At 72.7% G+C, this 19,263-nt stretch carries 17 protein-coding genes; 8 read left to right on the top strand and 9 right to left on the bottom strand.

Annotation, left to right across the window (positions count from 1 at the left end; genetic code table 11):
• The first annotated feature begins 34 nt into the window (after positions 1-34).
• Positions 35-2,842, top strand: coding sequence for an AfsR/SARP family transcriptional regulator (locus tag HAV40_RS25945; protein ID WP_166385644.1), 2,808 nt, complete (start codon positions 35-37; stop codon positions 2,840-2,842).
• Between the two features lie 213 nt (positions 2,843-3,055).
• Here HAV40_RS25945 and HAV40_RS25940 read toward each other — a convergent pair whose 3' ends face one another.
• Together HAV40_RS25940 and HAV40_RS25935 are read right to left on the bottom strand one after the other, a co-directional pair.
• A complete protein-coding gene (locus HAV40_RS25940; protein WP_166385642.1) occupies positions 3,056-3,520 on the bottom strand; it encodes a hypothetical protein in 465 nt (154 codons plus the stop codon).
• A 255-nt stretch (positions 3,521-3,775) separates the two neighbouring features.
• Positions 3,776-4,339: a TetR/AcrR family transcriptional regulator gene (locus HAV40_RS25935; RefSeq protein WP_166385640.1), complete on the bottom strand. Its 564-nt coding sequence runs from the start codon at positions 4,337-4,339 to the stop codon at positions 3,776-3,778.
• Between the two features lie 102 nt (positions 4,340-4,441).
• Between HAV40_RS25935 and HAV40_RS25930 the strand changes: the two genes are divergently transcribed.
• Both HAV40_RS25930 and HAV40_RS25925 read left to right on the top strand, forming a co-directional pair.
• A complete protein-coding gene (locus tag HAV40_RS25930; protein ID WP_166385639.1) occupies positions 4,442-5,701 on the top strand; it encodes an MFS transporter in 1,260 nt (419 codons plus the stop codon).
• Positions 5,702-5,808: 107 nt separating this feature from the next.
• A complete protein-coding gene (locus HAV40_RS25925) occupies positions 5,809-6,669 on the top strand; it encodes an SAM-dependent methyltransferase (protein ID WP_166385637.1) in 861 nt (286 codons plus the stop codon).
• A 4-nt stretch (positions 6,670-6,673) separates the two neighbouring features.
• Here the strand turns inward: HAV40_RS25925 and HAV40_RS25920 are convergent, their stop codons facing one another.
• Genes HAV40_RS25920 through HAV40_RS25910 form a run of 3 tightly spaced genes read right to left on the bottom strand, consistent with a single transcriptional unit; the run spans position 6,674 to position 9,261 of the window.
• Positions 6,674-7,288, bottom strand: coding sequence for a dihydrofolate reductase family protein (locus HAV40_RS25920; protein WP_166385635.1), 615 nt, complete (start codon positions 7,286-7,288; stop codon positions 6,674-6,676).
• Between the two features lie 52 nt (positions 7,289-7,340).
• Positions 7,341-7,628 carry a DUF1905 domain-containing protein gene (locus HAV40_RS25915; protein WP_166385633.1) on the bottom strand — a complete coding sequence of 96 codons (288 nt, stop codon included), beginning with the start codon at positions 7,626-7,628 and terminating at the stop codon, positions 7,341-7,343.
• Between the two features lie 40 nt (positions 7,629-7,668).
• Positions 7,669-9,261 carry an alpha/beta hydrolase family protein gene (locus tag HAV40_RS25910; RefSeq protein WP_166385631.1) on the bottom strand — a complete coding sequence of 531 codons (1,593 nt, stop codon included), beginning with the start codon at positions 9,259-9,261 and terminating at the stop codon, positions 7,669-7,671.
• Between the two features lie 319 nt (positions 9,262-9,580).
• On the opposite strand from HAV40_RS25910, the gene HAV40_RS25905 reads away from it, so the two are divergent.
• Positions 9,581-10,267 (top strand): hypothetical protein, encoded by a 687-nt coding sequence (locus HAV40_RS25905; RefSeq protein WP_166385629.1) that lies wholly within the window; start codon positions 9,581-9,583, stop codon positions 10,265-10,267.
• 60 nt (positions 10,268-10,327) lie between these two features.
• Here the strand turns inward: HAV40_RS25905 and katG are convergent, their stop codons facing one another.
• A complete protein-coding gene (gene katG / locus HAV40_RS25900) occupies positions 10,328-12,559 on the bottom strand; it encodes a catalase/peroxidase HPI (protein WP_166385627.1) in 2,232 nt (743 codons plus the stop codon).
• 241 nt (positions 12,560-12,800) lie between these two features.
• On the opposite strand from katG, the gene HAV40_RS25895 reads away from it, so the two are divergent.
• Positions 12,801-13,283, top strand: coding sequence for a hypothetical protein (locus HAV40_RS25895; RefSeq protein ID WP_166385625.1), 483 nt, complete (start codon positions 12,801-12,803; stop codon positions 13,281-13,283).
• 54 nt (positions 13,284-13,337) lie between these two features.
• On the opposite strand, the gene HAV40_RS25890 is transcribed toward HAV40_RS25895, so the two are convergent.
• Positions 13,338-14,195 carry an alpha/beta fold hydrolase gene (locus HAV40_RS25890; protein WP_166385623.1) on the bottom strand — a complete coding sequence of 286 codons (858 nt, stop codon included), beginning with the start codon at positions 14,193-14,195 and terminating at the stop codon, positions 13,338-13,340.
• 181 nt (positions 14,196-14,376) lie between these two features.
• Here HAV40_RS25890 and HAV40_RS25885 point away from each other — a divergent pair, with 181 nt between their 5' ends.
• Positions 14,377-15,879 (top strand): class I SAM-dependent methyltransferase, encoded by a 1,503-nt coding sequence (locus HAV40_RS25885; protein WP_166385621.1) that lies wholly within the window; start codon positions 14,377-14,379, stop codon positions 15,877-15,879.
• A gap of 9 nt (positions 15,880-15,888) precedes the next feature.
• Here the strand turns inward: HAV40_RS25885 and HAV40_RS25880 are convergent, their stop codons facing one another.
• Positions 15,889-16,668 carry a hypothetical protein gene (locus tag HAV40_RS25880; protein WP_166385619.1) on the bottom strand — a complete coding sequence of 260 codons (780 nt, stop codon included), beginning with the start codon at positions 16,666-16,668 and terminating at the stop codon, positions 15,889-15,891.
• 100 nt (positions 16,669-16,768) lie between these two features.
• Between HAV40_RS25880 and HAV40_RS25875 the strand changes: the two genes are divergently transcribed.
• Entirely contained in the window at positions 16,769-17,413 is a 645-nt protein-coding gene (locus tag HAV40_RS25875; RefSeq protein ID WP_166385617.1) for a DUF998 domain-containing protein, read from the top strand.
• A 50-nt stretch (positions 17,414-17,463) separates the two neighbouring features.
• Positions 17,464-18,147, top strand: coding sequence for a GNAT family N-acetyltransferase (locus HAV40_RS25870; protein ID WP_166385615.1), 684 nt, complete (start codon positions 17,464-17,466; stop codon positions 18,145-18,147).
• 192 nt (positions 18,148-18,339) lie between these two features.
• Here the strand turns inward: HAV40_RS25870 and HAV40_RS25865 are convergent, their stop codons facing one another.
• Positions 18,340-18,834: a hypothetical protein gene (locus HAV40_RS25865; RefSeq protein WP_166385612.1), complete on the bottom strand. Its 495-nt coding sequence runs from the start codon at positions 18,832-18,834 to the stop codon at positions 18,340-18,342.
• Between the last annotated feature and the right edge of the window lie 429 nt (positions 18,835-19,263).

The raw sequence follows: 19,263 nt of genomic DNA, 5'->3' as shown, positions 1-19,263 counted from the left end.
TTATCGGAGTCGCGGTCGGGGAAGCGAGACGGCAGTGGAGTTCCAGGTCCTGGGACCCCTTCAGGCGGTACAGCGCGGACAGCCGGCCTACCTGCCCACGGGCCGCAAACCACGGCTCGCGCTCGCCGTCCTGCTGTCCCGGCTGGGCCGGCCGGTCGCCATGGACACCCTCGTCGAGGCGCTGTGGGCCGACCAGCCGCCGGCGTCGGCCCGGCGCAACGTGCACCAGTACATCAGCCAGCTGCGCGGCGCGCTGGGCGCCGAACGCGTCCAGAACGCCGGGGACGGCTACACCGTGCCCTCCGCCGAGCTGCTCGACGCGGACCGGTTCGACCAGCTCAGCGCCGCAGCGGCGGCGGCCCTGGACGGCGGGGACGTCGAAGCCGCCGCCCGGGACTGGCGAGCGGCCCTGGACCTGTGGCGCGGCCCGGCGTACGCCGAGTTCACCGGGTGGCCGCCGCTGGCCGACGAGGCGACACGCCTGGACCAGCTGCGGCTGGCCGCGTACGAAGGCTGGGCCGAGGCCGAGCTGGCCCTGGGGCGGCACCGGCAGCTCGCCGCGACCCTGGAGGCGCTGGTCGCCGAGCAGCCGTTCCGCGAGTTCTTCCGCTGCTGCCTCATGCTCGCCCGCTACCGCAGCGGCCGCCGGGCCGAGGCGCTGGAGCTGTTCCGCGAGACCCGCACGCTGCTGCGCGACGAACTCGGGCTGGAGCCCGGACCGCACCTGCGGGCGCTGCACGAGGCGATCCTGCGCGACGACGAACGGCTGACCCTGCCCGGCCGGTACGCCTTCGCGCCCGAGCCCGCACCCGAAGCCGACCCGGTGGCGGTCCCCCGGCAGCTGCCCGTCGACGTCGCCGGGTTCACCGGCCGTACGCAGCCGCTGCGGGAGCTGGACCGGATGCTCGACACCGACGCCACGACCGGCCCGGCCCGAGTCGCCGTCATCACCGGCAGCGCCGGGGTCGGCAAGTCCTGCCTGGCGGTGCACTGGGCACACCGGGTCGCCGACCAGTTCCCCGACGGCCAGCTGCACGTCAACCTGCGCGGCTTCGACGCGGGCCGGCCGCCGTCGAGCCCGTCACAGGCGGTGCGCGGTTTCCTCGACGCGCTGGGGGTGCCCTCGACGCGGGTGCCCGCCGACCTCGCCGAGCAGGCCGCGCTGTATCGCAGCCTGCTGGCCGGGCGGCGGATGCTGCTGGTGATCGACAACGCCCGCGACGCCGACCAGGTGCGCCCGCTGCTGCCGGGCGCGCCCGGGTGCATGGTGCTGGTGACCAGCCGCAACCAGCTGTCCGGCCTGGTCGCAGCGGAGGGCGCGCGGCCGGTGTCGCTGATGATGTTCACCGCCGCCGAGGCGCGGCAGCTGATCACCCACCGGCTCGGCGACACCGCGGTCGCCCGCGAGGCCCGCGCGGTCCGGGACCTCATCGCGCGCTGCGGGGGGCTGCCGCTGGCCCTGGCGATCGTGGCGGCACGGGCCGCGACCAGCCCCGCGCTGCCGCTGGCGGCACTGGCCGCGGAGCTGGCCGAGGGGCGCGACAACCTCGACGCGTTCAGCGGCGACGACACGGCCACCGACCTGCGCGCGGTGTTCTCCTGGTCGTACCGGCAACTCAGCGACGGCGGGGCGCGGATGTTCCGGCTGCTCGGGCTGCACCCCGGGCCGGACGTGTCACTGGCGGCGGCAGCCAGCACCGCCGGGCTGACCGTGCGGCAGGCGCGCCCGCTGCTGGCCGAGCTGACCCGCGCGCACCTGGCCGTCGAGCACGGGCCGGGGCGGTTCCTGCTGCACGACCTGATGCGGGCGTACGCCGCCGAACTGGTCGCCGACCACGACCCGGAACCGGACCGCTTCCTCGCCCTGCGCCGGGCCTACGACCACTACCTGCACACCGCCAACAGCGCCACGCTGATGGTCTACCCGCACCGGCACCGCATCGCGATCCTGCCGTGCGACGAGCACGTCACGCCGGAGGTGCACGCCGACCGGGACCAGGCCTACGCCTGGTTCGCCGCCGAGCACGCGGTGCTGCTGGCCGTCATCCGGCAGGCCTACGAGCTCGGCTGCGACGGGCACACCTGGCAGCTGGCCTGGACGCTGATCACCTACTTCGACCGGCAGGGACACTGGCTGGACCAGGCCGCCACGCAGCGCGTGGCACTGGACGCGGCGCTGCGCTCGGGTGACGTCACCGGCCAGGCGCACGTCTACCACGGCCTGGGCGTGTCCAGCACCTGGCTGGAGCGTTACGACGAGGCGCAGCAGCACTACGACCAGGCCATGTCGCTGTTCGCCGAGGAGGACGACGCGGCCAGCCAGGCCAACACGCTGCTGGCGCTGACCTGGCTCGGCGAGCGCACCTCCCGCTACGCCGACGCCTACGGGTACGCCGAACGCGCCTACCAGCTGCACCGGGCGACCGCGGACCGGTCGGGGCAGGCCAAGGCGCTCAACACGATGGGCTGGTTCCAGTCGCTGCTCGGCGACCACGCGGCGGCGATCACCGCCTGCGAGGAGGCGCTCGCCCTGCACCAGGAGGTCGGCGACCTGGCCGGGCAGTGGGAGACCTGGGACAGCCTGGCCCACGCCCACCACCACCTCGGCGACCACGCCAAGGCGGTGACCGGCTTCAGCAACGCACTGGACCTGGTCCGCCAGACCCGCGACCGGTACTGGGAGGCCTTCATCGCCGACCACCTCGCCGACGCGCACCTGGCGCTGGGCGACCGGCCGACCGCCGACGGCCTGTGGCAGGACGCGGTCCGCATCATGGAGGACCTGGCCCACCCCGACGCCGAACGCATCCGCGCCAAACTAGCCCCACCCCACACCCCGTGACCCGCCCCACCTCCGCCGCCCCAGACCCCGGTTCGCGGGTGATGATCGCCGTTTGAGGTCAGAATGTGGGGCTGAACCACGCCTTTCGACCTCAAACGGCGATCATGGCTGCGGAAGCGCGACGGCGATGATCGCCGTCGTGGCCGAGCGGGGCGTGGCCGAAACGGCGTCGGGGCCGCACCGATGTACGGTGCGGCCCCGACGAACTCAGTTTCAGCGGGTGGACAGGCGCTCTTCGGCCTCGATCTCGGCCTCGCGGTCGAGCTTCGCCTCGCGGGCGAGCTTGGCGTCGCGGGCAGCCCGCTCGGCCTCGATCTCGCGCTCGGCGTCGGCGGCTCCGGCCTCGGCGGCACGCTGCGCGGCCAGCTCCGTGGCGATGGAGTCGTGCTTGCGCTTGAGGTCGAGGTTCTCGGCGCGCTGCGCCTGCAGCTCACGACGCGACGCCATGCGGCGGCGGGCACGGCGCCCAGCCCCGCCGAACAGCATGAACAGGCCGACGAGCACCAGCGCGCCCGCGCCCGCGCCGATGAGGAAGACCTCACCGACGGACAGGTCCGCCTGGTAGCCGAACATCTCGACCGCACCCACCGAGGTGGAGAACAGGCCGTCATTGTCCATGAAGGCCACGAGCGCCAGTCCGGCGAGGCCGAAGACCAGCAGCAATCCGAGCAGAATCATGGTGGTGCCTCCTGCGTGCCGACAGCGGTGGTGGTTCGTGGTGACGGCGCGCAGATACCCGCCCGGCGGTGGGCTAAACCGCTGCGGAAACGAAGGTTCCCCGCCGACCACGGGGGAAGTCGGCGGGGAACGTCTATGACGATACTCCTCCGGGCGCGAGCCCGAAAGTCCACGGTGCGAAGCAATCCGTTCGGATATCCACCGTCGACATCGGAGCTGTCGCCCGGTGGCCGACAGTCGTGATCGGATGGCTGTTCAGCGCCCTGCGAACAGGCGGTCCACCAGCCGGGCCGCCAGATCGTCGTCGAGCGTCCACGGTCGGAACAGGACGCGGTAGACGACCGGCGCGATGACGTGGTCGATCACCTCGTCCACCGGCAGCCCGCTGCCCGCCCGGTCGAGCAGCATGGTGGCCTCGGCACGGCGGTTGCGCAGGCAGTCGGAGTCGCCGTCGCCCGCCGCGGCCGCCCCGCCGCGCAGCAGCGCCGCCGCGGCCGGCTGCCGGAAGTGCTCGACGAGTTCCTGCGCCCAGCCGGTCAGGTCGGCGCGCAGATCGCCGGTGTCGGGCAGGGGCCGGTCCGGCGCGATCCGGTACGTCGCCAGGTCGTTGATCATCGAGGCGGCGTCGCCCCACCGGCGGTAGATGCTGGTCGGGTTGACCCCGGCCCGTTCGGCCACCATCGGGATGGTCACCTGGGCTATGCCGCGCTCGGACACCAGGTCCTCGACCGCGGAGCGCACCGCGGCCAGCACGGCGGCACTGCGGCCGCCGGTGCGCCGGGCGGGTCCAGGAGTGGCGGGACGGGATGTGGCAGACATGACTCCACTCTAACGCAGAAATATTTGCTTTAAGTCGGGCGCTGTGGCTACGGTCGCCTGGCGACGTAAAAGCAAAGACTTTTGCCTTAGGGAGCCCACGTCATGACGATCGCCGCGCGGACCACGCCATACCAGGCCCGCCACACCGCCTCAGCGCCACGTTGGGCACTGTCACCGACGGCCGCTTTCACCGGCGCCGCACTCGCGTACGCGTCGCTCTACCTTGCCGCAGGTGCGCCCACCCCCCTGCTCGTCCTGTTTCAGCGCGAATGGGGCTTCCCGGCGTCCATGCTGACCGTCGCCTTCGCCGCGTACGCCTTCGCGCTGCTCGCCGCCCTGCTGGTCGCCGGATCGCTGTCCGACCACGTCGGCCGGCGTCCCGTGCTCGTCGGCGCGCTGCTCGTCGAGCTGGTGTCCATGGTCATGTTCGTGTTCGCGCCGAACCTCGGCTGGGTCATCGCCGCCCGCGTCGTACAGGGCCTGGCCACCGGCGCGGCCAGCAGCGCCTTCACCGCCGCACTGCTCGAACTCGCCCCGCCGCGCTTCCGCCGCTGGGGCGGCCTGATCGGCAGCGCCGCCCCGGCGGGCGGCCTGGGCCTGGGCGCGCTGCTCACCGGTGCCGCGGTCCAGTTCACCCACTCCGCCAACGTGATCGTGTTCAGCACGCTGACCGTGATCATGGCGCTGGGCACGGTCGTGCTCTACCTGACCGCAGAGACGTCCGCGCGGCGGCCGGGCGCGCTGGGCTCGCTGGTGCCACGGGTGACCGTGCCGCACCCGGCCCGCCGCGAGTTCACCGCCGCCGTCCCCGTACACCTGTCGGCCTGGATGATGGCCGGGCTGTTCATGGGACTGGGCCCGACCATCGTGCGGGGCGTGTTCCACCTCGACAGCGGCCTGGTCAACGGCGCGACCGCGTTCCTCGCCCCCGGCGCGGCCGCCGTCGCGGGCGTGCTCACCGGGCGGCTGCACGGCCGCCGGGCGACCCTGCTCGGCACCACCGGCGTGCTCGTCGGCACGCTGATCGTCGCGGCCGGGATCGCCGGGGGCCTGCTACCCGTGGTCTGGCTCGGCGCGGCCGTCAGCGGGTCGGGCTTCGGAGCGGCGTTCGGCGGGGCCCTGCGCCTGATCGGCCCGCACGCCCAGCCGCACCAGCGCGGCGGCCTGTTCGCCGCCGTGTTCCTGGTGGCGTACCTGTCGTTCGGGCTGCCGCTGATCGTCGCCGGACAGGGCGTCGCGTCGCTCGGCCTGCTGCCCACCGTGCTGACCTACAGCGGGATCGCGGTGCTGGTCGCCGCAGCGGGCCTGCTCACCCAGCTCCGGCTGGGCCGCCGCGACGCACGTGTGCCCGTGGCGGCCTGACGGCCTCCGCTCCCTGGCACCCGCGCTTCCCCGCCGCTTGCGACATACGGCCTGGCAGACCGTCGATGCCACCCGCGCCGGCTGGGGACCGTCTAGTGTAGGCGGCCATGACCTCCCAGGCCGATGCCGCAGCCGGTGCCGAGCGGGTGCGCCGCTACTACGACAACAACGCCGCCGCTTTCGAGCGGCTCGGGCAGGGCGGCGCGTCCATCCACCGCGCCGTCTGGGGTCCCGGGGTCGAGAACCGGGAACAGGCCTTCCACCACGTCGACGAGCTGCTGCTCGACACCCTGCCACCGGACCTGGACCGGCCGTCCGTGGTGGACCTCGGCTGCGGGCTCGGTGCGAGCCTGCTCTACCTGGCGTCGCGCAGCGGCCTGACCGGGCAGGGCCTGACCATCAGCCCGCTGCAGGCCGCGCGGGCCGCCGAGCTGATCACCCAGGCGGGCATGGACGCGCGCGTACGCTGCCGCGAGGGTGACTACCTGGCCGTGCCCGAAGACCTCGACGGGACTGCCGACCTCACCTTCTCCATCGAGGCGTTCATCCACAGTCCCGACGCCGACGGCTACTTTCGCGAAGCCGCCCGCACCCTGCGCCCCGGCGGCCGCCTGGTGATCTGCGACGACTTCCTGACCTCCGCCGCCGCGCCGGACTCCCCGCGCGTCGCACGCCGGATGGCGGAGTTCCGCACCGGCTGGCACGTCGGCTCGCTGCTCACCGTCGGGCAGGTGCGCACCATGGCCGCGGCGCACGGCCTGGAGCTGGTACGCGACCTGGACCTGACGCCGTATCTCGAACTGCGCCGCCCCCGCGACCGTGCGATCAGCGCCCTGCTGGCGGCCGGCCGGGTGTTCCGTCCGAGCGGCCTGTACTGGCAGTCGCTGGTCGGCGGCGACGCGCTGCAGTGGGCGCTGATCCACGACCTGCTCAGCTACCGCTTCCTCGAACTGCGCCGCCGCGGCTGACGGCTCACTCGACCTCCATCGAGCCGTATTCCGGCGCACCGGCCAGTTCGAGGGTCTGCACCGTCACCCCGGTCGGGGTCGAGGTGAGGTCGGCGAGCCGGAAGCCCGACGGCGTACGCCCCGGCGCGAACAGCCGCGTCCCGGAGCCGAGCACGACCGGGAACACGATGAGCCGCACCAGGTCGATCAGCCCCGCGTCGAACAGCGTCTGGGCGAGCGCGCCGCTGCCGTGGATCTGCAGCTCCCGGCCCGGCTGCTGCTTGAGCGTGGCGACCTCGGCGGCCACGTCCCCGCCGAGCACGGTGGTGTGGTGCCAGTCGGCGCGGTCCAGCGTGCGCGAGGCGACGTACTTGGGCAGCGTGTTGAGGGCCCGTGCGACCGGGTCGGCCGGGTCGGTCGACTTGGGCCAGGCCTGCGCGAAGATGTCGTAGGTGCGGCGGCCGAACAGGAACGCGTCGGCCTGGCCGAACACCCCGTGGATGAACCCGCCCAGAGTGTCCTCGAAGAACGGCACCACCCAGCCGCCGTGCGCGAAGCCCCCGTCGGTGTCCTCCTCGGGGCCGCCCGGTCCCTGGTACACGCCGTCGAGGGTCACGAACTCCGTCAGTGTCAGTCTCATACCCGTGATGACGATCCGGCCGCCCGGAAGTCATCGGTCCGGGCGGGCGATCTCAGGCGTCGACGTCCAACCGGACCGTCACGGTGTCACCGGCGTCCAGCCCCTCGGCGCGGCGCACCACCGCCTTGACCGGCACCAGGTAGCGGCCGTCCTTGGGGAACAGCGACGTCGTCCAGCCGGTCGCGCCGATCCGGGCGGTCACCGGGATCATGCCCCAGCCGTAGCTGACCTGCGACGACGCGTCCTGCAACGCCTGGCACTGCTCGTCGGGCACGGTCACGAAGTACCAGGGCGCGGGGCCTCTCCAGAACCAGATCTCGCCGCTGAACTCCATGTCCATCGGGCCAGGATAACGAGCCCGTCCGACAACGCCGTGGGCGTCACGAGGGTCGGCGCGGGACCTTGCTCCGGCCGTGGGAACCGTTCGAGGCGGCGGGCTCGTGCCGGACGGCGGGCTGCGGGTGGTCGGGCGGCGGGCTGCCCTTCTTGCGGGACCCCCGTGCCCGGCCCGCGGGTTTCGCCGGCTGGTCGGCGGGCGGGACCGGCGCGGGCGGCCCGGACCGCGGCTGACCCGACGGCTCCGTTGCCGCCTGCACCAGCGGCTCGGCCGGCGGCTCGGCGAACAGCTCGGTCACCGGCTCCTCGATCGGGTCGGCCTCGTCGAGCGGCTCCAGCGCGTGCAGCGGGCTGCGGTTGATCCGGCCGCCGCTGTCGATGATCCACTGCTCGGTCGGGAAGGCGTCGCCGCGTACGCGGGCGGCGAGCCAGTCGGCGACCAGGCCGGGCGCGGACGGGCCCAGGCGCGCGGACGGCACGCCGCCGATGTGGTGCGGCGAGTCCTGATAGATCACCAGCAGGCGCGGGCCCTGCACCGCGTCGAGCAGGTCACGGGTCCAGTCGAGCGGGCTGAGCTCGTCGTGCTGACCGGCGACCGCCAGGAAGGGCATCCGGATCCGCTCGGCGCGGCCCTGCCAGGTCAGCGTGGGGCTGAACCGGTCGAACTCGGCCTCGTCGGTGTGCCCGGTCATGTACATGAACCGCATCTTGTACGTCGGCGACGCCTGCTCGAACACGGTCGTCCAGCCCGGCTCGTGGCAGACCTCGACGACCGCGCAGGCCAGGAACCGGGGCTCGTGGGCGGCCACAACGGTCGCGGCGAACGAGCCGAAGCCGCTGCCGGTCAGCACGACCCGCTCCGGGTCGATCTCGTCGCGCCCGGCCAGCCAGTCCATGCACGCCGGGCCGACCTGCGCCCAGGCGGGCACGCTGAAGTGGGTGCCGAGCATGGCGCACTCGTACTGGCCGGGCCCCTCCATCGCGAGCACGGCGAAGCCGCGGCTGAGGAACCGGTCGCCGTGCAGGGCCACCGTGGCCTCTTTGCAACTGTCCAGGTCCGCGAGCACGACGGCCACGGGCAGGCGGCCGCCACGGTAGCCGGGCGGCAGGTGCAGCCAGGCGGGCAGCGAGCCGCGGTGGGTGCCCGGAAACGGGATCGACACCGCTTCGACGTGGTGGTCGGCGAGTTCGGCGTAACGGCGGTAGCAGGCGCGTTTGCGCTCGTGGTAGCCACGGCTGGGGGCGTCGTCGGCGTGCGCGGGCCACTGCGCCGCGCTCCAGTGCACGGCCGCCATGAAGTAGTTCTCCCGCGCGGTGACCAGGTCGCCCATGGCTTCGGCGGAGCGGGCCCGGTCCTCGCGGTGGCGGGCCGTCGCCGCGAACGCGGGCGCGATGGCGTCGTAGGTGCGGGCCTGGCGGCGGATGGCGGCGAAGTCGGCGGCGGCCTCGGCCCCGCACGCCGCGTTCCAGTGGACCGAGCGGGGGTGGTCCCAGTCCACGCCGCGCTCGGCGATGGCGGCCGCCCACCGCGGGTGCTCGGCGTGCCAGCGTCTGACCACCGGCGCACTCCCGGCCTGGTCACGCTGGTCCACGGTGCTGTCGGCCGCCCTGGTCCGGTCGGCGAGAATCCTGTCCATCCCGGCTCCTCTCCTTGCGACCAATCTGCCCTGACTCGGCCGCTTAAGTGACGGATTCGGGCATATCAGACGCAAATCGGCACACGGGCGGCGCATGTTGATCAGCAGGTCGTCGCCCGAAGCCGTGCCGGCAGCCGACCGCGGCGGAATAGTCGGTCACACCCCGAAGGGTGCCCGCTGAGCAGGCCGGAACCTAACCGCGGGTGCCCCGGTCCCGGGACGGCGGCCAGCGGGACAGACCTCGGCGGGCGCTCGGCCGACCATCTGATGTGGAGGAACGATTTGGCGACCCGTTGCCCCCGCATGTGAGACTCCAGGGGTGACGCTGCCTCCACCGCCGCATCCCTCCGGCTACCCCGGCGCCGCGCCATGGCAGCCGGGCACCCCGCCGCCACCGCCGAAGAAGAGCAACACCCCGCTGATCGTCGGCCTGATCGTCGGCGTCGTGGTGCTGGCTGTGATCGGCCTGTGCGGCGGCGGAGTTGCTTACAACCTCCTCAACGGGGACACCAGCCCGACGCCGGGACCGTCGCCGTCGGCGTCGGCGCAGCGCACCAGGCCGTCGGACCTGTACTCCCCGGAGGAGCCGATCCCCACGAGCGAGGCCGCGCTGCCCGCGCCCGCCGCCGTCGGGGACTGCATCGCCGTCGACGTCAAGGGCACCTTCCTGGGGCTCGGCAACTGCAACGGCTCGCGCGGAACCTACCGGGTCCTGTCGGTCGACAATGCCCAGGGCACCTGCGCCGACCCCGACGGCCCGTGGATCACCAACTCCGGCTACCGGCTCTGCCTGGAGCTGTATCTGGTGAAGAACTTCTGCTACAAGCTCCCGACGGACACCGATTTCGCCGTCGCCGCGACCAAGTGCAAGGACAAGGGCACCGTGCACATCGTCGACGTCGTGCCCGGCGGGGCCGACGGCGACAAGTGCACCAAGGCCTACAAGTGGAACCACTGGTACCGGTTCGTCCACCCGACGGTCGTGTACTGCGTCATGAAGTACTGACGCACCCCGACGACGAAGCCCGCCGGTGCGTGTCACCGGCGGGCTTCGTCGTGTCACCGATCAGGCGAGGTCGTACCGGCCCAGGTTCATGACCTTGACCCAGGCGGCGACGAAGTCCCGCACGAACTTCGCCTTCGCGTCGTCGGCGGCGTAGACCTCGGCCAGCGCCCGCAGCTCCGAGTTGGAGCCGAAGACCAGGTCGGCACGGCTGCCCGTCCATTTGACCTTGTCCGTGGCGAGGTCGACGCCCTCGAAGGCGTTCGCGTCCCCGGCCACCGGCCGCCACGCCGTGCCCAGGTCGAGCAGGTTGGCGAAGAAGTCGTTGGTCAGCGTGCCGGGCCGCTCGGTGAGCACCCCGACCGGCGACTGCTTGGCGTTCGCGCCGAGCACCCGCAGGCCGCCGACCAGCACGGTCAGCTCCGGCGCGCTCAGCGTGAGCAGGTTGGCCCGGTCGACCAGCAGGTACTCGGCCGGCAGGCGGTGGCCCTTGCCGTGGAAGTTGCGGAACCCGTCCGCGGTCGGCTCCAGCGGTGCGAACGACTCCGCGTCGGTCTGCTCGGCCGTCGCGTCGGTGCGGCCCGGCGTGAACGTCACCTCGACCGCGTGCCCGGCGAACCCGGCGGCCTGCTCGACGGCGGCGGAGCCGCCCAGCACGATCAGGTCGGCCAGCGAGATCCTCTTGCCGCCGGTCTGCTCGGCGTTGAACGCCTGCCCGATGCCCTCCAGCGTGTGCAGCACGCGGGCGAGCTGGTCGGGGTCGTTGACCTCCCAGCCGTTCTGCGGCTCCAGCCGGATGCGCGCGCCGTTGGCGCCGCCGCGCTTGTCGCTGCCGCGGAACGTCGACGCCGACGCCCACGCGACCGAGACCAGCTCGGACACCGACAGGCCGGAGGCCAGGACGCGGGCCTTGAGGTCGGCGACGTCGGCGTCGTCGACGAGCACGTGGTCCACCGCCGGGACCGGGTCCTGCCAGATCAGCGTCTCGGCGGGGACCTCGGGGCCGAGGTAGCGGGCGATCGGGCCCATGTCGCGGTGGGTGAGCTTGAACCAGGCACGGGCGAACGCGTCGGCGAACGCGGCCTGGTCCTGCGCGAAGCGGCGCGAGATCGGCTCGTAGACCGGGTCGAGGCGCAGTGCCAGGTCGGTGGTCAGCATGATCGGGGCGTGCCGGCGGGCCGGGTCGTGCGCGTCGGGCACCGTGTCCGCGCCCGCGCCGTCCTTCGGCTTCCACTGGTGCGCGCCCGCGGGGCTCTTGAACAGCTCCCACTCGTACGCGAAAAGGATCCGGAAGAAGCTGTTGTCCCACGCGACGGGAGTGTCCGTCCAGGCGCCTTCGAGGCCGCTGGTGATCGTGTCGCCGCCCCGGCCGCTGCCGAAGCTGTTCTTCCAGCCCAGGCCCTGCTCCTCCAGCGCCGCGCCCTCCGGCTCCGGGCCGACGTGGTCGGTGGTGCCTGCGCCGTGGGCCTTGCCGAAGGTGTGCCCGCCGGCGATCAGCGCGACGGTCTCCTCGTCGTTCATCGCCATGCGGGCGAAGGTCTCGCGGATGTCGCGGGCCGCGGCCAGCGGGTCCGGGGTGCCGTTCGGGCCCTCCGGGTTGACGTAGATGAGGCCCATCTGCACGGCGGCGAGCGGGTTCTCCAGCTCGCGGTCGCCGGTGTAGCGCTGGTCGCCGAGCCAGGTGGTCTCCGGGCCCCAGTAGACGTCGGTGTCGGGCTCCCAGACGTCGGGGCGGCCACCGGCGAAGCCGAACGTCGCGAAGCCCATCGTCTCCAGGGCGACGTTGCCGGTCAGGATCATCAGGTCGGCCCAGGAGATCTGCTGGCCGTACTTCTTCTTGACCGGCCACAGCAGGCGGCGGGCCTTGTCCAGGTTGCCGTTGTCCGGCCAGCTGTTGAGCGGCGCGAAGCGCTGCATGCCCGCGCCCGCGCCACCGCGGCCGTCGCTGATGCGGTAGGTGCCCGCACTGTGCCACGCCATACGCACCATGAACGGGCCGTAGTGGCCGTAGTCGGCGGGCCACCAGTCCTGCGAGGTCGTCAGGACCTCGGCGATGTCGCGCTTCACGGCGGCCAGGTCGAGCCCGGCGAACGCCTGCGCGTAGTCGAAGTCGGCGTCCAGCGGGTTGGCCACGGCCGGGTTCTTCGCCAGGATCTTCAGGTTGAGCTGGTTCGGCCACCAGCCGCGGTTGCCGTCACCCTGGGTCGGGTGGGGGGCACGCCCGTGCGCCACCGGGCAGCGCGACTCGGCCCCCGCCTCGGCGTCGTGGACGACGGCCTCGTGGTTCTCAGACATCGATTTCCTTCCATGACTTGCGGATCAGGTGATCAGGCCCTGACAGCTAGCCGCCCACCGGTGACGCATGGCAGGCGGCTCGGGCCGCATCCGCTCGGCGTCCGAGGGCGCGGCCACGTCCCGTAGTCTGGTCCGCTTTCTGGAATGAGTCAAGAATATGGAAGAGTGTCCGCGTGTCGCCCGATGTCGGTGGTCACCGGCATGATGCGGCGACCGACTCGATCGCTACAGGGGGATCTCGATGGACGACGGCCGCGCCGACTTCGACTTCATCTTCGGCCGGTGGCAGGTGCGCAACCGCAAACTGCGCGACGTCACCGATCCCGGCTGCGCCGAGTGGGTCGAGTTCGACGCCCGCTCGCACGTCGAGCCGGTCCTCGGCGGACTCGGCCACGTCGACCGCATGTGGACCGAGGCCCCGCCCGGCGAACAGCCGTTCGAGGGATACACGCTGCGGCAGTTCGACCCGCAGGCCCGGCTGTGGCGCATCTGGTGGGCGTCCAGCCGCAACCCCGGCCACCTCGACCCGCCCGTGGAGGGCGCGTGGCGCGACGGGCGCGGCGTGTTCGACTGCGAGGACGTGCTCGGCGGTCATCCGGTCCGGGTCCGCTTCGAGTGGGCCCGCGAGGGCGCGGACGCCGCCCGCTGGCAGCAGTCGTTCTCGTACGACCAGGGCGCGACCTGGCGCACCAACTGGATCATGGAATTCACCCGCGCGGCGTGACCCGGACCGCAGGTCCGGGCGGGGCGGCCCCGTGGCCCGCCCCGCCCGCGGCCGTCAGGCGGCCAGCACCTCGCGCAGCTTGACGGCGAACTCCGCCGGCTTGCCCGGCATGCCGAACTCGTCGCCGAGGAAGCCACCGTGGTTGCTGGGGAACACGACCGCCGTGGTGCCCAGCTTCTCGGCGACCGCGACCCCGCCGCGGCTGGCCATCGTGCCCGCGGACTCCTCACCGACAGCGAGCACGATCCGGGTCGGCGCGGCGCGCAGGGCGTCGAAGTCGTGCTCGTAGTGGGTGCAGCTGATCAGGTTCTGGCCCAGCAGCACGTCGTCGCGCGAGCCGTCGTCCTGCGCGGGCATGCCGAACTGGGCCGGGTCCGGCGCGACCGCGTAGCCGTCTGGGAACTCGCCCTGGTGGCCGACCGCGGCGATGAACGCGGCCATGCCCGCGCCGGAGCCCTTGGCGTGGTACAGGTCGGAGATGAACCGGATCGCGGCCAGCGCCTGGTCGCGGTCGGGCAGCGCCTGGGCCGCCGGCGGCTCGTGCGCGACCAGCGTGCGCACGTCCGCCGGGTGCCGGGCGACCAGGGCAAGCGCGTTGACCGCCCCGCCGCTGCTGGCGAAGATGTCGACCGGCCCGCCGAGCTCGGCGATCAGCCGGTGCAGGTCGTCGGCGTGCTCGTCGGGGGTCGACTCCGTCGCGCCGTCGGTGCGCACACTGCGGGACACCCCGCGCGGGTCGTAGGTGACCAGGGTGCGGCCGGGAATGAACCCGGCGAGCGTGCCGAAGCCCTCGGCGCCCATCGGCGAGCCGATCAGCAGCAGGGCCGGTTCGGTGGTGCCGCCGTCCTCGCGCACGTCGTAGTGCAGGACCGCGCCGGGAACAGCAAGGGTGTACGTCTTGGCCTCAGTCATCGGTGCCACTCCTTCTCGGGTCATGTACAGGCAGACCGCCCCGGCCCGCGAAACTCATCGGTCCGCGGCCGAGAAATTTCCCGGCGTCGCAAAACACGCAAATGCCGAAAAGCATAGTCGCGCGGCGGTACGGCGACCGTGCGGTGAGCGGGATCGCCGCCGCGTGAGGTATCAAGACCCGATGAGATACGTGCTGTTCCCCGGACGCCATCACCTGCTGACCCGCTTCCAGGCGGACCGGCTCGTCGCGCTGGCCGCCCGGCACGGCGCGACCATCGTCTGGGCGGTGACCTCGGCAAACCACGACAACACCCGCCGCAACCCGGTCCCCTACCACCGACGCGAGGCCGCGATCGAGCGGTTCAGCGCCGTCACCGGCCTGCGCTCTGTGGTCGTGCCGGTCTTCGACGCCGCGCCGACCCCGCGCTTCGCCGAGGTGACCCTGAAGAACATCACCGCGGCCACCGGTATCGAGCTGACCCCGCACGACACCGTCGTGGCCTGCTCCACCCCCGACGTCGCCGCGATGTACGAGCGGCTCGGCTTCGCGATCGACCCGGTCGAGGCCGGGCAGGAGCCCGCCGCCGAACGGCCCTGGGATGTGCTGCTGCGCCTGGCCGCCGGCGACGAGACGTGGCGTGAGCTGGCCCATCCCGCCACCGTCGACGTCTTCGACCGCTACCGGCTCGTCGAGACCGTACGCACCGTCGTCAACGATCCGGTCGTCGGCGACGAGGGCGGCCTGACCGCGACCCGCGACTACCGCGCCTACGTGGAGGCGTTCGCCGACAGCGCCGCCCGCAAGTGGGCCGTGGCCCGCGAGCACGTGCAGCCCGGCCGGGTCGTCGACATCGGCTGCGGCGCGGGCGCGGTGCTGGAGCTCGCCGACCGGGAACCGGCCCTGCGCGAGAGCGACCTGATCGGCGTCGAGGTCGCCCGGCACCTGTTCGACGAGTGCGTACACCGCAAGGCACAGGGCGTGTTCGCCAACCCGAACGTGTTCTTCTACCGCCGCAACGTGCTCGGCGGGGCCGTGTTCCCGGCCCGCTCGATCAACACGACGCTGACGTTCGCGCTGACCCACGAGATCTGGTCGTACGGCGACCAGGAGAAGTCGCTGCGCGCCTTCGCCCAGGCCATCTACGAGCACACCGCCCCCGGTGGCGTCTGGATCAACAGTGACGTCTGCGGCCCCGACGACCGCGACCGGCAGGTGCTGCTGCGCCTGGAGCACGGCGACGGAGCCAACCCCGGCGGGCCGCGCCACGACCTCGCCAGGCTGCCGTCCGCGCAGGTCGCCGAGTACGTCGCCGGGCTGTCCACCCGCGCCCGGTTCGACCAGTTCACGGTCGACTTCGCGTTCGGGGTGCCGCACACGGCTCAGGGCGACACGGTCCGGCTGGCGCTCGGCGACGCCATGGACTACCTGACGCGCAAGGACTACCACGCGAGCTGGCTGTCGGAGACCCGCGAGCAGTTCTGCGGCCTGGCGTACGCCGACTGGCGGCGGCTGCTGGACGACGTGGGCTTCGAGCTGGACCCGGCGTCACGGACCAGCCGCAACGACTGGATCGTCGCGAACCGGATCGCCCCGGTCGCCACACTCACCGACCTGGACGGCACCCCGCTGGACTGGCCCGTGACACACCTGCTGCTGGTCGCGCGGCGGCCGCTGAACTCGTGACGGCCCTGTTCAGCGGATCCGGCCACCTGCGGTGACCAGCCACTGCCCCGTCTCCCAGTCGTCGGGGCCGCCGTCGCCGCGGTAGCAGAGGTCGAAGCGGATGCCCAGGTCCGGCCACGGGTGGCGGACCGGCACGACGCGGAACACGTCGTCCAGGCCGGGGAAGGTCAGACCCTCGGGGAACATCAGCTCCAGTTCGGCCCGCGTCAGGTCGGTGAACAGGGCGATCTGCCACGAGGTCTGGGTGAGGTGCTGCTCGTACACCAGCTCGAAGCGCGGTTCCCGGCCGACGACGAAGTCGGTGATGTCGGCGTCGCACTCCTCGGCCGTCGCGGGCAGCACGAACGGCCACGGCTCACCGGTCGGGTAGCGGTAGGTCGCCGACGTCGCGGCGACGTCGCGGAGCAGGTCGTCCCACTGGCCGGGGGCGGTGCCGACGGGCAGGTTCACGCCCGTGTGGTCGACCCGGCGCACGTGCCCGGCCAGGCGGCGGGCCAGCTCGGGCAGCTCGATCCGGCCCGGCAGGGTGACCGCCCCGGTGCCGGGGCCGGTTTTCAGGCCGATGACCTGGCCCGTGTTCAGCGCGACCTCGGGCCCGGGCACATCGGCTAGCGCGAACACCGTCACCGGCAGCGCGCCCTCGGGCACCGGCGGGGTCAGCGTCAGCCGGTCCGGGTCACCGGCGTCGGCGTAGAGGACGTCGGCGAGCAGCAGCCGCAGGCCGTCGAGGAACGCGCGCGACTCCACCGTCGCGGGCAGCCGGAAAGTGATCGCGGAAAGTCGGTCCATGCGCCTGACCGTAACCACGTCCGCGCCGTCGGCGGCAGGACAATTTCGTCGGCGGCCGCGCGCCGGGTCGGTGCTGGACGGCCCGTCTACTGTCGATGTGATGAGACAGCGGCTGGGTGCGCTCTGCTGGATGCTGACGATCGTCTACTTCCTGGTGCAGCCGTTCGTCGCAGCGGCCTGGGATCCGGCGTACAGCTTCAGCGCCAACACGATCAGCGATCTCGGCTACGCCCGGTGCGAGCCGTCCGCAGACGTCTGGCGGCAGGCCACGATGCTGTGCTCTCCCCGGCACGCGCTCATGAACGCGGCTTTCGTGCTCGTCGGCGTGTGTACGGCGGTCGGCGCGCTGGCGACCCGGCGCTACTGGCCGCCGCAGCGCCTGGCCGGGGCGGGCCTGGCGCTGATCGCGGTCAGCGGCGTCGGCGCGGTGCTGGTCGGCCTGGCTCCGGGCGACGTGAACATGCCGCTGCACCTGGTCGGGGCCGGGTTGCAGTTTCCGGGCGCGCTCGGCCCGCTGCTGGTCGGGCTGGCCACACCTCGCGAGCGGCGGCGCGAACGCGCCTTCTCGCTGGCCATGGGCGTCGTCGGCATCGTCGGCTGTGTGCTGTTCGCCAGCGGGCAGCATCTGGGGCTGGGCGTCGGCGGGGCCGAACGGCTCGGCTTCGACCCGCTCACGGTCTGGACGGTCGTGCTCGGCGTGATCGTCTGGCGTGCCCGACCCGCCGGGAACCATTCACCGTCTTGATTGCCATGGTTAGAGTCGGCGCAGCGCTCACGCCGACCCGAGGACGCCCCATGGCCGATCCGCTCGACGACCCCGTACGGTCCGCGCTGACCGGGCCGCATGCCCACCTGGCGCAGCGGCGGGGACGTGTCATGCGCTACCCGCCGGAGCTGTCGCGGTTCATCGCGATCCCCCACCCGACCACGGCCCGGGACTGGGCCGACGCCGCCGCGCTGGTCGGCCCCGAACAGGCCCCGGTCGCCGGGATCGTCGTCGCCCCGCACGACGACTGGAAGGTCACCGGCGTCGGTCCCGGGCTGCAACTCGTCGAGGACGGCGCTGAGCCGCGCGCCGACGCGGACGCGGTGCGACTCGGGCCGGACGACCTCCCCGAGATCGTGGCGTTCGTGGCCCGGCACCGTAACGGCCGCGTGTTCACGCCGCGCACCCTGGAACTGGGCGTCTACCTGGGCATCCGCCGTGGCGGAGTGCTGGTGGCGATGGCCGGGGAGCGGCTGCGGCCGCAGGGCTGGAGCGAACTCAGTGCGATCTGCACCGACCCCGCGCACCGGCGGCAGGGCCTGGCCACGCGGCTGGTCCGGGCGATGACCGCCGTGCTGCACGAGCGCGGCGACAGGGCCTTCCTGCACGTACGCCTCGACAATCCCGGCGCGCTGGCCATGTACGAACGGCTCGGGTTCCGGATACGCCGCGAGATCTCGATGGGTGCGGTCCACCTCCCACCGACCCTCTGAACCTGACTGCGGACAAAGCAGAAAGGGCGCCCTCCGCATCGGAATCGATGAGAAGACGCCCTTTCCTGCGGCGCTCAGCGCCTGGCCCACCTGCGGCAGCTCAGCCCCAGCAGCAAGCAGGTGAGACCGACCAGCAGCAGCGACACGACGCCGGGACCACCCGTCACCGGGAGTACGCCGGTCGCCGCCCGGTCAGCGAACAGCCTGAAACGTCACGTTCCAGTTCGTCGTCCAGGTCATGCCCTGGCACATCAGCGGCGCGTCGCCGAGCCGCACCCCGTCGACGACGTACACGTCGGTGCTGGCGTCCTTGTCGAGAGTCGGCAGCGTGGCCGGGACCGTGTTCTGACTGCTGGCCACGACGTAGTCGTCGCAGGTGTCGACGGATGCGGCCGGGATGTTGCCGATCACGATCGCGCCCGGCGTGATGCTGGTGATCAGGGCACGCACGTTGCCGTTCGGGTTGCGGATGGCCAGTTTCACGTGCGAGGCCTCCCCCGGCAGCAGCGGCGAACTCTGCTGCTGCCCACTGACCGTGATCTCCTGGACGGTCTCGGCGCCGCCGTTGGCCACGGCGACGATCGTGGAACCGAAGACGGCCCACGCCGCGGTGGCGGCCAGTACGGTGCCGATCAGGGCCGCGCCGACGATGGCGGTGGTCCGCTTGCTGTTCCTGGCGTGCTTCATGGTGTCCTCCTGGACAGGCTGCATCGGCCCGCGCGCCCACACGACGCGCCGGTTGCTGGTGACGGGTGTTACGTGACGTGGTGCTGTACCGCGGACCCGGAGGTCGCGGGGATGGTGACGGCGGCTCGACCGCCGAGGTCCGGCCACCGAGGTCCGGCCGCCTAGGTCCGGCCGCCTAGGTCCGGCCGCCTAGGTCCGGCCGCCTAGGTCCGGCCGCCTAGGTCCGGCCGCCGCGACGGGGTCAGCCCGTCGCGGGCTCGGCCGCGCCACCTCCGGCCGGTGTCGGCTCGGTCGGCGCGGGTTCGGGTGTCGTGGATTCGGGTGTCGTGGATTCGGGCGTCGTGGATTCGGGTGCGGGCGGCTCGGGTGCGGGTGCGGGTGCCGGTGGCTCGGCCGGTGCCGCGCTCGGTGCCGGAGCAGGGTCGGCGG

The organism is Catellatospora methionotrophica, assembly GCF_011297335.1.
Lineage (GTDB): Bacteria > Actinomycetota > Actinomycetes > Mycobacteriales > Micromonosporaceae > Catellatospora > Catellatospora methionotrophica.
The sequence above is the reverse complement of the archived record's forward strand: the minus strand, read 5'-3'. Positions and strand labels throughout refer to the sequence as shown.

What these genes read in the sequence shown, in the direction of transcription:
- HAV40_RS25895 (WP_166385625.1), top strand. Translation starts at nt 12,801, where the DNA reads ATGGACGACGGCCGCGCCGACTTCGACTTCATCTTCGGCCGGTGGCAG.
- HAV40_RS25865 (WP_166385612.1), bottom strand. Translation starts at nt 18,834, where the DNA reads ATGAAGCACGCCAGGAACAGCAAGCGGACCACCGCCATCGTCGGCGCG.
- HAV40_RS25880 (WP_166385619.1), bottom strand. Translation starts at nt 16,668, where the DNA reads ATGGACCGACTTTCCGCGATCACTTTCCGGCTGCCCGCGACGGTGGAG.
- HAV40_RS25930 (WP_166385639.1), top strand. Translation starts at nt 4,442, where the DNA reads ATGACGATCGCCGCGCGGACCACGCCATACCAGGCCCGCCACACCGCC.
- HAV40_RS25875 (WP_166385617.1), top strand. Translation starts at nt 16,769, where the DNA reads ATGAGACAGCGGCTGGGTGCGCTCTGCTGGATGCTGACGATCGTCTAC.
- HAV40_RS25885 (WP_166385621.1), top strand. Translation starts at nt 14,377, where the DNA reads ATGAGATACGTGCTGTTCCCCGGACGCCATCACCTGCTGACCCGCTTC.
- HAV40_RS25870 (WP_166385615.1), top strand. Translation starts at nt 17,464, where the DNA reads ATGGCCGATCCGCTCGACGACCCCGTACGGTCCGCGCTGACCGGGCCG.
- HAV40_RS25935 (WP_166385640.1), bottom strand. Translation starts at nt 4,339, where the DNA reads ATGTCTGCCACATCCCGTCCCGCCACTCCTGGACCCGCCCGGCGCACC.
- HAV40_RS25890 (WP_166385623.1), bottom strand. Translation starts at nt 14,195, where the DNA reads ATGACTGAGGCCAAGACGTACACCCTTGCTGTTCCCGGCGCGGTCCTG.
- HAV40_RS25910 (WP_166385631.1), bottom strand. Translation starts at nt 9,261, where the DNA reads ATGGACAGGATTCTCGCCGACCGGACCAGGGCGGCCGACAGCACCGTG.
- HAV40_RS25940 (WP_166385642.1), bottom strand. Translation starts at nt 3,520, where the DNA reads ATGATTCTGCTCGGATTGCTGCTGGTCTTCGGCCTCGCCGGACTGGCG.
- HAV40_RS25925 (WP_166385637.1), top strand. Translation starts at nt 5,809, where the DNA reads ATGACCTCCCAGGCCGATGCCGCAGCCGGTGCCGAGCGGGTGCGCCGC.
- HAV40_RS25920 (WP_166385635.1), bottom strand. Translation starts at nt 7,288, where the DNA reads ATGAGACTGACACTGACGGAGTTCGTGACCCTCGACGGCGTGTACCAG.
- HAV40_RS25915 (WP_166385633.1), bottom strand. Translation starts at nt 7,628, where the DNA reads ATGGACATGGAGTTCAGCGGCGAGATCTGGTTCTGGAGAGGCCCCGCG.
- katG (WP_166385627.1), bottom strand. Translation starts at nt 12,559, where the DNA reads ATGTCTGAGAACCACGAGGCCGTCGTCCACGACGCCGAGGCGGGGGCC.